Annotated in this window: 15 protein-coding genes; 6 read left to right on the top strand and 9 right to left on the bottom strand. The window is 47.3% G+C overall.

Features of this window, described 5'->3' with window-relative positions; translation table 11 throughout:
• Window positions 1-91: 91 nt before the first annotated feature.
• Together ACJHX4_RS19315 and ACJHX4_RS19310 are read right to left on the bottom strand one after the other, a co-directional pair.
• A complete protein-coding gene (locus tag ACJHX4_RS19315) occupies window positions 92-274 on the bottom strand; it encodes a YodC family protein (protein ID WP_000009307.1) in 183 nt (60 codons plus the stop codon).
• Window positions 275-352: 78 nt separating this feature from the next.
• On the bottom strand, window positions 353-1,270 hold the full coding sequence (locus ACJHX4_RS19310) for a DUF808 domain-containing protein (protein WP_000922683.1): 918 nt from the start codon (window positions 1,268-1,270) through the stop codon (window positions 353-355).
• A 172-nt stretch (window positions 1,271-1,442) separates the two neighbouring features.
• On the opposite strand from ACJHX4_RS19310, the gene yedA reads away from it, so the two are divergent.
• On the top strand, window positions 1,443-2,363 hold the full coding sequence (gene yedA / locus ACJHX4_RS19305; protein WP_001212226.1) for a drug/metabolite exporter YedA: 921 nt from the start codon (window positions 1,443-1,445) through the stop codon (window positions 2,361-2,363).
• On the opposite strand, the gene vsr is transcribed toward yedA, so the two are convergent.
• The 4 genes from vsr to drpB form a co-directional block, all read right to left on the bottom strand.
• Window positions 2,352-2,822, bottom strand: coding sequence for a VSPR family DNA mismatch endonuclease (vsr, locus tag ACJHX4_RS19300; RefSeq protein WP_000228686.1), 471 nt, complete (start codon window positions 2,820-2,822; stop codon window positions 2,352-2,354). The two genes, yedA and vsr, sit on opposite strands and share 12 nt — an antisense overlap.
• Complete coding sequence (gene dcm, locus ACJHX4_RS19295; RefSeq protein ID WP_001157265.1) at window positions 2,803-4,221, bottom strand: DNA-cytosine methyltransferase; 1,419 nt, start codon at window positions 4,219-4,221, stop codon at window positions 2,803-2,805. The genes vsr and dcm overlap by 20 nt, the downstream gene beginning before the upstream one ends.
• Window positions 4,222-4,287: 66 nt before the next feature.
• Window positions 4,288-4,983, bottom strand: a complete 696-nt coding sequence (locus ACJHX4_RS19290) for a phosphohydrolase (RefSeq protein WP_001296176.1) — start codon at window positions 4,981-4,983, stop codon at window positions 4,288-4,290.
• A gap of 39 nt (window positions 4,984-5,022) precedes the next feature.
• Window positions 5,023-5,304 carry a cell division protein DrpB gene (gene drpB / locus ACJHX4_RS19285; RefSeq protein ID WP_001441990.1) on the bottom strand — a complete coding sequence of 94 codons (282 nt, stop codon included), beginning with the start codon at window positions 5,302-5,304 and terminating at the stop codon, window positions 5,023-5,025.
• A gap of 649 nt (window positions 5,305-5,953) precedes the next feature.
• On the opposite strand from drpB, the gene ACJHX4_RS19280 reads away from it, so the two are divergent.
• Window positions 5,954-7,069, top strand: coding sequence for a porin (locus tag ACJHX4_RS19280; RefSeq protein WP_000824383.1), 1,116 nt, complete (start codon window positions 5,954-5,956; stop codon window positions 7,067-7,069).
• A gap of 592 nt (window positions 7,070-7,661) precedes the next feature.
• A complete protein-coding gene (gene hchA / locus ACJHX4_RS19275; protein WP_000218217.1) occupies window positions 7,662-8,513 on the top strand; it encodes a glyoxalase III HchA in 852 nt (283 codons plus the stop codon).
• A 107-nt stretch (window positions 8,514-8,620) separates the two neighbouring features.
• On the opposite strand, the gene hprS is transcribed toward hchA, so the two are convergent.
• Both hprS and hprR read right to left on the bottom strand, forming a co-directional pair.
• Window positions 8,621-9,979 (bottom strand): two-component system sensor histidine kinase HprS, encoded by a 1,359-nt coding sequence (gene hprS / locus ACJHX4_RS19270; protein WP_000826711.1) that lies wholly within the window; start codon window positions 9,977-9,979, stop codon window positions 8,621-8,623.
• A complete protein-coding gene (hprR, locus tag ACJHX4_RS19265; protein WP_001347103.1) occupies window positions 9,979-10,650 on the bottom strand; it encodes a response regulator transcription factor HprR in 672 nt (223 codons plus the stop codon). Before hprR ends, hprS begins: the two co-directional genes overlap by 1 nt.
• 132 nt (window positions 10,651-10,782) lie before the next feature.
• Between hprR and hiuH the strand changes: the two genes are divergently transcribed.
• From hiuH to msrQ, 3 genes are all read left to right on the top strand, one after another.
• A complete protein-coding gene (hiuH, locus tag ACJHX4_RS19260) occupies window positions 10,783-11,196 on the top strand; it encodes a hydroxyisourate hydrolase (protein WP_000920127.1) in 414 nt (137 codons plus the stop codon).
• A gap of 108 nt (window positions 11,197-11,304) precedes the next feature.
• Complete coding sequence (gene msrP / locus ACJHX4_RS19255) at window positions 11,305-12,309, top strand: protein-methionine-sulfoxide reductase catalytic subunit MsrP (protein WP_000740067.1); 1,005 nt, start codon at window positions 11,305-11,307, stop codon at window positions 12,307-12,309.
• Window positions 12,310-12,945: a protein-methionine-sulfoxide reductase heme-binding subunit MsrQ gene (gene msrQ, locus ACJHX4_RS19250; RefSeq protein ID WP_001240063.1), complete on the top strand. Its 636-nt coding sequence runs from the start codon at window positions 12,310-12,312 to the stop codon at window positions 12,943-12,945.
• 83 nt (window positions 12,946-13,028) lie between these two features.
• On the opposite strand, the gene ACJHX4_RS19245 is transcribed toward msrQ, so the two are convergent.
• The coding region (locus ACJHX4_RS19245) for an IS3 family transposase (protein ID WP_322967685.1) at window positions 13,029-13,107 on the bottom strand (79 nt) is incomplete at its 5' end.

Genomic DNA, 13,107 nt, shown 5'->3' with positions numbered 1-13,107 from the left:
AATGGTGGCATGATAAGACGCGACTATCATTCATTGCAGGCATTGGGACACCAGGCCGGATGTGATCCGGCCTGGTGTTAATGATACCCTTTCAAACTTCTTCCGCAGAACGACTCCCCTCCCCCGGAACAAGCTCGGTTTCATGAAAAGCTTCCCGCTTGACCCCGTACCCGTCATACCAACGACACTCAACCATACCGCTGGAGTATCCAGTGACAATCATCCGCGGGCCGCCCTCTTTAACCGTAACTTCCTCACTAACCATAAAGCTCATACTCGCCTCCTTTTTTCGAGTGAAACTTGTTCACCTTAGTTGAAGATGGCGAATTTTGCATAATAGCCTGTGCGAGTATTAATGTGCCTGACCGCGCATTTTCGCTACGGCTTTCACTCCCAGCACCACGATGCCGCCGATGATAAATCCAAGAATCAGATTTAAAACAGTCGGTAATATCATCGCCACCACTGCACTTTGCTGCCCGGCGAAATGTTCAATGGCGTGATGCAACGGCGCAATACCATGTACCACAATCCCGCCGCCGACGAGGAACATCGCCAGCGTGCCGACAATCGATAACGCTTTCATCAACCAGGGCGCAATGATCAATAACCCTTTACCTAATGCCTGCATCAGCGCGCTGGATTTTTCCGCCAGCCAATACCCCAGGTCATCAATCTTAACGATAACCCCTACCAGACCGTAGACGCCCACGGTCACTACCAGCGCGATGCCTGAAAGCACCAGCACCTGATTAAGCAACGGCGCTTCTGCCACAATCCCCAGCGTGATGGCGACGATTTCCGCAGACAATATAAAATCGGTACGAATCGCCCCTTTTATTTTGTCCTTTTCAAACTTCAGCGGATCCTGCGCCGCCAGCTTCTCCAGACGCTGCTGACTCTGCGCCGGATCTTCTTTATGTTTACGCGCCTCCAGCATATGCAGCACTTTCTCTACCCCTTCAAAGCAGAGAAACGCGCCGCCAATCATCAACAGTGGCGTAATCGCCCACGGGATAAACGCACTGATGATCAGCGCCAGCGGCACCAGAATCACTTTATTGATCAGCGAACCTTTCGCCACGCCCCAGACCACGGGAAGTTCCCGGTTGGCCCGCACGCCTGAAACTTGTTGCGCATTGAGCGATAAGTCATCCCCTAATACACCGGCGGTTTTCTTCGCCGCCAGTTTGCCCATCACGGAGATATCGTCCAGCAGTGTGGCGATATCATCGAGCAACGTCAGTAAACTACTCCCGGCCAAAAGCATTCCCTCTCATTTTTATTGTTGAAGGGTGTAAGTATGAAGCAAAAACGGCAGCTCTGATACTTGCTTCACAGGTCAACATTTATTTAACAATCAAGTGCAATTATATCTCTCGCCAGCAGAATGATTTTCACGTTTACTATGAACCACCTTTTTATTTCAGCCGTGAGGGATTATGCGTTTCCGCCAGTTGTTACCGCTTTTTGGCGCGCTGTTTGCGTTGTATATCATTTGGGGCTCAACCTATTTTGTCATTCGGATTGGCGTGGAAAGCTGGCCTCCGTTAATGATGGCGGGCGTTCGATTCCTGGCAGCCGGTATTTTATTGCTGGCATTTTTGCTACTGCGCGGACACAAACTTCCCCCGCTACGTCCGCTGCTCAATGCCGCGCTGATTGGCCTGTTATTGCTGGCTGTCGGTAATGGCATGGTGACGGTTGCCGAACATCAAAATGTTCCTTCCGGCATCGCCGCCGTAGTGGTTGCAACCGTGCCCCTTTTTACCCTGTGCTTCAGCCGCCTGTTTGGCATTAAAACGCGCAAACTGGAATGGGTGGGTATCGCCATTGGGCTTGCCGGAATCATCATGCTCAATAGCGGTGGAAACTTAAGCGGCAATCCATGGGGCGCGATTCTGATTTTAATCGGCTCGATTAGCTGGGCGTTTGGCTCGGTTTATGGCTCGCGCATTACCTTACCTGTAGGGATGATGGCGGGTGCGATTGAGATGCTGGCGGCTGGCGTGGTGTTAATGATTGCGTCGATGATTGCGGGTGAAAAACTGACGGCGCTCCCTTCCCTTTCAGGCTTCCTTGCGGTCGGCTATCTGGCGCTGTTTGGTTCGATTATCGCCATTAACGCTTATATGTATTTAATCCGCAACGTCAGTCCGGCTCTCGCCACCAGCTACGCCTACGTTAACCCGGTGGTCGCGGTCTTGCTGGGTACGGGACTGGGTGGCGAAACGCTGTCGAAGATTGAATGGCTGGCGCTCGGCGTAATTGTCTTCGCGGTGGTACTGGTCACGTTGGGAAAATATCTCTTCCCGGCCAAACCCGTTGTCGCGCCAGTTATTCAGGATGCATCAAGCGAGTAAATGAATCCCCTGCGTGTCGATCTGCGCGCTGGCACCTTCGCCGCAGATCCACTCTTCCAGACGCTCGGTAAGCGCCGCATCCGTAAGCTTCTCGCGCCCACGTAACGCACACTCCCAGACAATCAGTACGCGCCAGCCGAGTTCCTGCAAGCGACTGATATCGCGGCGATCGCGTTCAACATTTTTACCTATCTTCTCCAGCCAGAACTCGGTTCGAGTCGCAGGCACTTTAAACAGATAGCAGTGATGATGATGCCAGAAGCAGCCGTGGGTAAATATCACGCAGCGATATTCATCAACGACAAAATCCGGGCGTCCGGGCAGACTGGCGTCCTGAACGCGAAACGCAAGGCCCTGCCCGGTTAACAAACTGGCGAGGCGCTTCTCAATCGCCGTATCACGCGTGGCAATCGCGCGCATATTTTTGCTGCGGGTGGCCTTATCGTGAACGTCGACCATGTTGTGCCTCTTGCTGACGCAACGCCACCGCCTGTTTGATTTTTGGCTCAAGCAGTTTTGCCACCGCGGCAAAGACCGGCACGACCACCGAGTTACCGAACTGGCGATAGGCCTGAGTGTCCGAAACCGGAATGCGGAATTTCGCTTCTCCCGGCGCTTCAAAACCCATTAAGCGCGCGCATTCACGAGGTGTTAACCGACGTGGACGATGTTGCTGATTCAGCGGATCGTCAAAGTCTTTCTCACCCGTGGCCATATCCCAGCCGCGGTCGATTAAAATTTCCGCGCCATCCTTGTAATAACGAGCAGACAGCGTACGGGTGACGCTTTGCGGATTGTTCGGATAAACCATTCCATAACCGAAGCCGTTACCGCGCGCCTGATGTTTTTTCGCATATCGATAGAGGTACTTCCACAGCACCGGCGTCAGGATATATTTCGCCTCAACCATCGGGTCCAGCAGCTGCGCCAGCGTCACTCGCTGTGCAGGGAAACATTCGCTGATATCACGCAGAGTAAAATCGGCTTTCAGATTCAGATCGCGACGAAAACCCACCAGCACGATGCGTTCACGGTGCTGCGGCAGGAAATGTTTACCGTCGATGATTTTCGGATCGTCCGGCCCGTTATCTGCTGCGTCGGCAACGTCATAGCCCAGTTCGTCCAGCGTCTGCATGATGATGCGGAACGTTTTTCCCTTATCGTGACTCTTCAGGTTTTTGACATTTTCGAGCACAAACATCGCCGGACGACGCGCGTCGATAATGCGCACCACATCAAAGAACAGCGTACCCTGGGTATCGCAGGCAAAACCGTGCGCCCGCCCGAGCGAGTTCTTTTTCGATACGCCAGCCAGCGAAAATGGCTGACAAGGGAAACCGGCCAGTAAAACATCGTGTTCAGGAATGTGTTGACGAATATGTTCCGCCGCCGCCTCATCACTCACGCCTTCTTGATGACTGAGGGTGATGTCGCGGATATCTTCATTAAAATGATGCGTCGCCGGGTCGCAATAATGGTTGGCTTTATAAGTGCGTACAGCATGTTTGTTCCATTCGCTGGTAAACACGCACTGTCCGCCAATCGATTCAAAACCGCGACGGATGCCGCCAATTCCGGCAAATAGATCGATAAAGCGAAACGCATAATGCGGATGATGTTCCGGTGGTTTGGGTAACAACGTTTGCAGATGGGCAAACTCTTTCTCACTTAAACGGTGCCATGCCGAGTCATTCGCCAGCGCACGTTTTAAAATTGCCGCGCTCCAGTGATTCTCACCCACACCATTAAGCTGCGCCACCAGCGTTTTAACATCATAAATTTGCAGCAGTTTCTCCAGCATTGCCTGTGCGGCATTCCCGGTGCTGTATGAATCGGTTACTGATATATTTTCCTGCATAGATTTAACCGGCCATCTGAGATGGCCGACAGGTTAACATAATTACTGCCGTTTAGGGCCACGCGCTCAGCCAGCGGGTGAAAACGCATCTATCACCTTGTGATCGATACCTTCATTCTCCCCCGCCAGTTCGGCACCGAGCTTCGCCATAAACTCGACTAAAAATTGCGCGTTGTGCTGTGCCAGCTGCTTGCCTCTTGCGGTTTGCATGGTTTGCGGTAATTTCAGTAACTTTGTCTGGAAATGATCCAGCGCGTAGCGTTTATCATCAAGCGGGCGATGCTGTGCGAACGGATCTTCGCCATCAAACAGCGCCAAGCCCAATGCCCCTGAAACGGCAAATACGCGCGCCAGGCCAATCGCCCCCAGGGCTTCCAGCCGATCCGCATCCTGGACGATTTTAGCTTCCGTTGTTAAGGGGGCGATTTGCGCGCTGAAACTGTGAGCGGCAATGGCATGACAAACGGCCTCAATTTTCTCCGCCGGAAATTGCGCGAACTCTTCACGGAGCAGGCGACGCGTCTCTTCTGCCGCCAGGATTGAAGAACGCTGCCGTTGCGGATGATTTTTCGCCAGGGTCACGATATCGTGAAAATAACAGGCGGTTAAAATCACCAGCATATCGACATCGTCATCTGCCGCCAGTTTCTGTGCCGTAGCCCAGACACGGCGAAAATGACACAAGTCATGCGCCGCGTCCTGATGTTGATGATGGTTTTTCAACCAGTTATCGAACTGTGCCTGCCAGTGTTGTAACTCCATACGCGCTCCGTTGCCAAAGAGTCGCAACCTTAGCAGTTTTTATTCATAGCGTCTGCAACGTGCGGGACGAGGTCGGGTGTACCATGCAATGCCGCCTAACAAGGCACCAACCAGGGCCATAAACAGAAATCCGACCAATGCTCCTAACCACTTCCCCGCGGTAGATCCTAAATCACTTTCAAATCCCGACACGGGGGCATCGGGGATCCGGCTCATCACCCAGATGTATCGCGCCATTGCCCAGACGAAATAGCCACACCATGTATAGAAAGCCCACAAAGCCAATTTGCCGCCAGGGCTGCGAGAGAGTCTCTCTTCCATCTTTGTCGAACCGTATTCCATTTTGAGATAACCCGGAAAATTCAGACTTAGAACTATTATGTGATAAAAGTCACATTTTTCCACATTGGATGAGCCAGTCAAGACTCAATCATTTTTTGAACAAATAGATAAATTTTGCGCAACGGCGGTGAATACAGGAAAAATCGATTTGAACGATGTTATTTATCTTTGATTTCGGCTTTATTAATTCATTCAATCAATATATTGGTACTGATTACAATTATACCTTTTTATTTTTCTGTGTCATCATGCCTCCGTTATTAGCCTTTTATCGTCTTGTTTATATTTTTTGGGCCGGCATGATGCCGGCTTTTTTTTATGCCTTCATTAATGTGCGCGAGATCACACCAGCCGTTTAGCGCAACAATCATTGATACTCCCTATTTTTTCGATCAACTCATAAAATATTGATATATATCCATAATATTCGTGAATATTTATATTCAGAATTCATAACTATGAATTATATTAAATAGATTAGAAACATTTTGAAATCTTTTAAATACATTTGTTACATGTAATCTTTAAAATAAAATGAACTTCATAGAATAGTATCCAAATGTGCTTTTTTTGGATAACAGCACTTATTGATATATTCATGAAGATTATAATCACAAGGGAATACATAATGAAAAGAAAAGTTCTGGCAATGCTGGTCCCGGCGTTATTAGTTGCTGGCGCAGCAAATGCGGCTGAAATTTATAATAAAAATGGCAATAAAGTTGATTTTTACGGCAAGATGGTTGGCGAACGCATCTGGTCAAATACTGATGATAATAACAGCGAAAACGAAGATACCTCCTATGCTCGTTTCGGTGTTAAAGGTGAAACCCAAATCACCAGCGAACTGACTGGTTTCGGTCAGTTTGAATACAACCTCGACGCCAGCAAGCCTGAAGGTGAAAACCAAGAAAAAACCCGTTTAACCTTCGCCGGTTTGAAATATAACGAGTTAGGATCATTTGACTATGGCCGTAACTACGGTGTTGCTTATGATGCCGCAGCTTATACCGATATGTTAGTTGAATGGGGTGGCGATTCCTGGGCTTCCGCTGACAACTTCATGAACGGTCGTACCAACGGTGTTGCAACCTACCGTAACTCTGATTTCTTTGGCCTGGTTGATGGTCTTGATTTTGCGATTCAGTACCAAGGCAAAAACAGCAACCGTAGCACTAAGAAACAAAATGGTGACGGCTATGCGTTGTCTGTAGACTATAACATCAATGGTTTTGGTATCGTTGGTGCATATAGCAAATCTGATCGCACCAACGATCAAGTTGCCGATGGAAACGGTTCAAATGCTGAACTGTGGTCATTGGCTGCAAAGTATGACGCGAACAATGTCTACGCAGCTGTAATGTACGGTGAAACTCGTAATATGACTCCGGGTTCTATTGATACAGGTGTTGCCGATCAAGAAGGCAATACAATAATGCGTGATCAACTTATCAATGAAACCCAGAACTTTGAAGCGGTTGTTCAGTACCAATTCGACTTTGGTCTGCGTCCGTCCTTAGGTTATGTGTACTCTAAAGGTAAAGATATCAAAGGTGTACCTGGACATAGATATGTTGACGCTGACCGTGTGAACTACATTGAAGTTGGTACCTGGTACTACTTCAATAAGAACATGAACGTTTATACTGCATACAAATTCAACATGCTGGATAAAGATGACGCCGCCATTACTGGCGCAGCAGCTGATGACCAGTTTGCAGTTGGTATCGTCTACCAGTTCTAATCAGCCAACGCGCCGAGGCGTGTTACTGTAAAACATAACACCAGCCTGAGTTCGTCCCTCATCGAACTCAGGCTTTTTTATTGGCATTTCATCTCCATCTGCGGCACACGCAATTGCCAAAGCATATCGATACAGCACATTACCCCGCCCCTCCTGGCTCAATAAAATCTACCAGCGTCTCTTCCAGCCAACACCCAAATGCATTTCTTTATGAATTAATCCGCAACAAAACCGCTTCCCATATAGAAATATTTGCAAAAATAGTGCATGAAAAAAACTTTTTCCCTACCAATCCGGGATATAAATATTCATCAGTACCACAACATTCCACAGCACTAAATCTCTCCCCATCGCCCCCAAACCTCTGATAATGGTCTAAAATCATTGAGGCCACTTGCGACGACGTTACTCAATAAGGAAAGTTTGGCGTGAATAATATTCAACACCAGTGCAGCATCATCATTACATACTTATGCCCGCCAACTACCGCTTTCGATATATTGACTCAATTTTTCAGCCTGGTTAAAAATAGCGACCAGCTCAGTCGCAAATATAGTGACTACCCTAACTAAGCAACAATAAGGAATACACTATGACTGTTCAAACAAGTAAAAACCCGCAGGTCGATATTGCTGAAGATAATGCGTTCTTCCCTTCAGAATATTCGCTTAGCCAATATACGAGTCCCGTCTCTGATCTTGATGGCGTGGACTATCCAAAACCGTATCGCGGTAAACATAAAATTCTGGTGATCGCCGCGGACGAACGTTATTTGCCGACCGATAACGGAAAACTGTTCTCGACCGGTAACCATCCGATTGAAACGTTGCTGCCGTTGTATCATCTCCATGCTGCAGGTTTCGAATTCGAAGTGGCGACCATTTCCGGTCTGATGACCAAGTTTGAATACTGGGCTATGCCGCACAAAGATGAAAAAGTAATGCCATTCTTTGAACAGCATAAATCGTTATTCCGTAATCCGAAGAAACTCGCGGATGTTGTCGCCAGCCTCAACGCTGATAGCGAATATGCAGCAATCTTTGTTCCTGGTGGGCATGGCGCACTTATTGGTTTACCAGAAAGCCAGGACGTGGCTGCCGCTTTACAGTGGGCAATCAAAAATGACCGTTTTGTTATCTCCCTTTGCCACGGTCCGGCAGCTTTTCTGGCACTTCGCCACAGCGATAACCCACTGAATGGTTATTCTATTTGCGCATTCCCAGACGCCGCAGACAAACAAACGCCAGATATTGGCTATATGCCGGGTCATCTCACCTGGTACTTCGGCGAAGAGTTGAAGAAAATGGGCATGAACATCATTAATGACGACATCACCGGGCGAGTACATAAGGACCGTAAACTTCTCACCGGCGACAGTCCTTTTGCAGCGAATGCGTTGGGTAAACTGGCGGCGCAGGAAATGCTGGCAGCTTACGCGAGTTAATCCCTGTTACATTGTAATGTAAGCGCATAATCAATCGCAGCCACGTTAATACTCACGACGTGGCTGCGTTTTTTCACGGTTAACTTATGGCGTACTGAAGCCCGATGTTAATTTCTTTGCGGTAACGTAATTCGGAACACGTTATGCTTACTGAGATAGTGATACGTAGCACTTCCTCCATGTAATTCGGCAATCGCTTTGACTAAAGAAAGGCCAAGTCCCTGACCTACGGAATGACGCGAATTATCTCCCCGCCAAAATCTACGGAAGAGTTTTTCAGGCTCATTAATTTTCGTTCCAGGACTGGCGATATCAATATTAAGAGAACCGTTGGCATCAAGAAAACTGGTTATATGAATACGCGATTTTTCTGGTGAATATCGAATGGCGTTAACAATAAGATTCGATAACATTCGTTGCAGTAAAATTTTATCCGCAAAGATTTGTTGATTGCACTTGACCTTAAAGCAAATCTCTTTCTCGTCTGAAAGATATTCAAGATAGTCCAAAAGATTTTCAACTTCCTTATTGAGAGAAAGCGAATCCAGTTTCACCAAAACATTGTTTTTGTCTGCCCTGGCAAGAAACAGTATATTCTCTGTTAACCGCGAAATATTTTCCAGCTCTTCGATGTTTCCGGCAATTGTTTTTTGATATTCAGCGATACTTCTGGTTTGACTGAGCGTAACCTGATTCTGACCCAGTAATGCATTAATTGGCGTTCTAAGTTCATGAGCGAGATCGTCAGCAAATTGACTAAGGCGCTCAAAATCTTTGACTAAAGCATGATGCATTTTATTCAACGCCTGCCCAAGAGGTTTTAGTTCTCTCGGTAATGCGTTAACCTCAACCGGCACTCGGCTATCGTTATAATTCAGCGCTTCCGTTACGCCACTCAACTTTTTGATCTCTCGCAACCCCGTTCTGATTAACAACGGACTTAATAATGAGCACAATATAATGACGACAATGCAAATTATAATGCTATTAATTTTATACTGTTCAAGCATATTATGTCTGGCTGAAGCCAATTTAGCCACAGTAACCGTTAATGATGGCGAAACTTCATCAATGTTAATTCGTAAAGCATCTATCTCTGTATCATTAATAATGCTTCTGTAAATGCCTGCTGCGCTGATTGTCTCACTAGCAGGTATGTTATTTAACATGTCATCACTGACATTTGTCCGGTTAACAATTTTATTGATGCCATCACCATGAATGATCAAGATATCCTGACTAACATCCATCATCCGGTTAAAATAGACAGGTAATGTATCTGGATTTACCCCATCAATTAACAACTGCTTGATCTGCGCTGTCCGGTTAATGAGTGTTGTATCATCGCGCCATTTCAACTCACTTGCCAGGCCATTATAGAGAGTCCATACAATTCCAGCGCCAGCAACAGACAGCAGAAATATAAAAAGCAAGGTTAAACGGACGGTTATAGATAATCTTTTCATTATTTTTTTACCGCTACGAATGAATAGCCCATCCCCCGGATTGTGGCGATTAGCTTTTCAGGAAAAGGATCATCAACTTTTGCGCGGAGCCTGCGAATGGCGACATCCACCGTATTGGTATCACTATCAAAGTTGATTCCCCAAATTTCACTCGCAATAACCGTTCTGGGTATAATCTCGCCAGCTCTGGAGGCCAGTAGCCAAAGTAACTGAAACTCCTTGCGCGTCAGTGTAATACTGATATTGTCCCTGCTCACACTTTGACTGACAGAGTCCATTTTTAAGCCACTGATTTCTAATGTTGAATTCAAAGCGTGATGTTGCCTTAATTGTGCCCGAACCCTTGCCAGCAACTCAGAAAATGAAAAAGGTTTTACCAGATAATCATTTGCTCCACTGTCCAGCCCTCTGACTCTGTCATCGACAGAATCCCTTGCTGTAAGGCAAATAACAGGAGTTTGCTTTGCCGTTCTTAACGTTTGTAAGATCTGCCAGCCATCCATACCCGGAAGCATAATATCCAGAATGATCAATGCATAATCATCCTTCAGCGCAAGATAAAGCCCATCTCTGCCATCAGAAACGGCATCAATGACATAACCCGCTTCGGAAAGCCCCTGCGTTACCCATTCCTGGGTCCTTTGATTATCTTCAATAAGTAGAATCTTCATGAAAATAATATGCCATAAATCATATGTTATAGAAACAACCTGGTTCATTACAAAATTGTAATGCTGCTGTAAGGTTACCCTGGACGTTTTTTCGCTATCCTCAAAACTCATTCACATGACAAGGATATAAACATGTTAAAGCGTTATTTAGTACTCTCGGTAGCAACGGCAGCATTTTCATTACCTTCTTTGGTTTATGCCGCACAACAAAACATTCTTAGCGTGCACATTTTGAACCAGCAAACAGGAAAACCCGCTGCCGACGTGACAGTCACTCTTGAAAAGAAAGCGGATAACGGCTGGTTACAACTTAATACCGCCAAAACAGATAAGGATGGACGAATTAAGGCACTGTGGCCCGAGCAAACTGCGACTACTGGCGATTACCGTGTCGTATTTAAAACCGGGGACTATTTCAAGAAACAAAATCTTGAAAGTTTCTTCCCTGAGATCCCCGTTGAATTTCATATTAATAAAGTGAACGAGCATTATCATGTGCCTTTGTTACTCAGCCAATATGGGTATTCAACCTATCGTGGCAGTTAATGCGTAAATATGTAAAAGCTGATCTCTGCTACTGTTAGGGAGGTGACTCCCTGACAGATTAACAGTAAACGGCTCTTGTTGGCTAACGACAAAAAAGTGTGATGGCTTATGAAAAAGAATCAATTTTTAAAAGAATCAGATGTTACGGCCGAGTCGGTATTCTTTATGAAGCGTCGGCAGGTGTTAAAAGCACTGGGCATCAGCGCAGCTGCATTTTCTTTGCCTCACGCTGCGCATGCCGATCTGCTTAGCTGGTTTAAAGGGAACGATCGTCCGCCCGCCCCCGCCGGAAAACCGCTGGAGTTCAGCAAGCCTGCCGCCTGGCAAAATAACCTGCCACTGACGCCAGCAGATAAAGTCTCCGGTTATAACAACTTCTATGAATTCGGGCTGGATAAAGCCGATCCCGCTGCTAATGCTGGTAGCCTGAAAACCGATCCATGGACACTGAAAATCAGCGGCGAAGTGGCAAAACCATTGACCCTCGATCATGATGATTTAACCCGTCGCTTCCCGCTGGAAGAGCGTATTTATCGTATGCGCTGCGTGGAAGCGTGGTCGATGGTGGTGCCGTGGATTGGTTTTCCGCTACACAAATTGCTGGCGCTTGCCGAACCCACCAGCAATGCGAAATATGTCGCTTTCGAAACGATTTATGCGCCGGAACAGATGCCAGGCCAGCAGGACCGCTTTATCGGCGGCGGGCTGAAATATCCTTATGTCGAAGGATTGCGTCTCGACGAAGCAATGCATCCGCTCACACTGATGACCGTAGGTGTTTATGGCAAGGCGTTACCACCGCAAAATGGCGCGCCGGTGCGACTGATTGTGCCGTGGAAATATGGCTTTAAAGGGATTAAATCGATCGTCAGTATTAAGCTGACCCGCGAGCGTCCGCCAACCACCTGGAATCTGGCAGCGCCTGACGAATACGGTTTTTACGCCAACGTTAATCCGCATGTTGATCACCCGCGCTGGTCACAGGCTACCGAACGATTTATTGGTTCAGGCGGCATTCTCGATGTTCAGCGCCAGCCAACACTACTGTTTAATGGTTACGCCGACCAGGTGGCATCGCTGTATCGTGGCCTGGATTTGCGGGAGAATTTCTAAATGCGCCTGACAGCAAAACAGGTGATATGGCTGAAAGTTTGCCTGCATCTTGCCGGATTGTTGCCGTTTCTCTGGCTGGTCTGGGCGATCAATCACGGTGGACTAGGTGCCGATCCGGTGAAAGATATTCAGCATTTTACCGGTCGCACTGCACTGAAATTTTTGCTTGCGGCCTTGTTAATCACACCTCTGGCACGCTACGCAAAACAGCCGTTATTGATACGCACTCGCCGCCTGTTAGGCTTATGGTGCTTTGCCTGGGCGACACTGCATTTAACCAGTTACGCATTGCTGGAGTTGGGCGTGAATAATCTGGCGTTATTAGGTAAGGAGTTAATTACCCGGCCTTATTTAACGTTAGGAATTATCAGCTGGGTTATTTTGCTTGCTTTAGCGTTCACTTCAACCCAGTCGATGCAGCGAAAACTCGGCAAACACTGGCAACAGTTGCATAACTTCGTCTATCTTGTCGCGATCCTGACCCCAATACATTATCTGTGGTCAGTGAAGATTATTTCACCGCAGCCACTCATCTACGCTGGGCTGGCTGTACTGCTTTTAGCCTTACGGTATAAGAAGTTGCTTTCCCTTTTCAACCGGTTACGCAAGCAGGCCCACAACAAATTATCTCTATAACTTCATATTGCCGACAAACTTCGCGTTATCCCGGCCGGATGCGGCGCGAGCTGAACTGAACCCCAAAACCTGGACAGTTTCAGTTAACCGGCTTTTTGATACTCAGTCCGGTATTCTACCGGGCTGAGTCCCCCAAGACTGAGTTTTATTCTTTTTTGATTC

This window comes from Escherichia sp. WS2035, from assembly GCF_046487065.1.
GTDB classification, from domain to species: Bacteria; Pseudomonadota; Gammaproteobacteria; order Enterobacterales; family Enterobacteriaceae; genus Escherichia; species Escherichia coli.
Note: the sequence above shows the minus strand (reverse complement) of the source record. Positions and strands in the feature narration are given on the sequence as shown.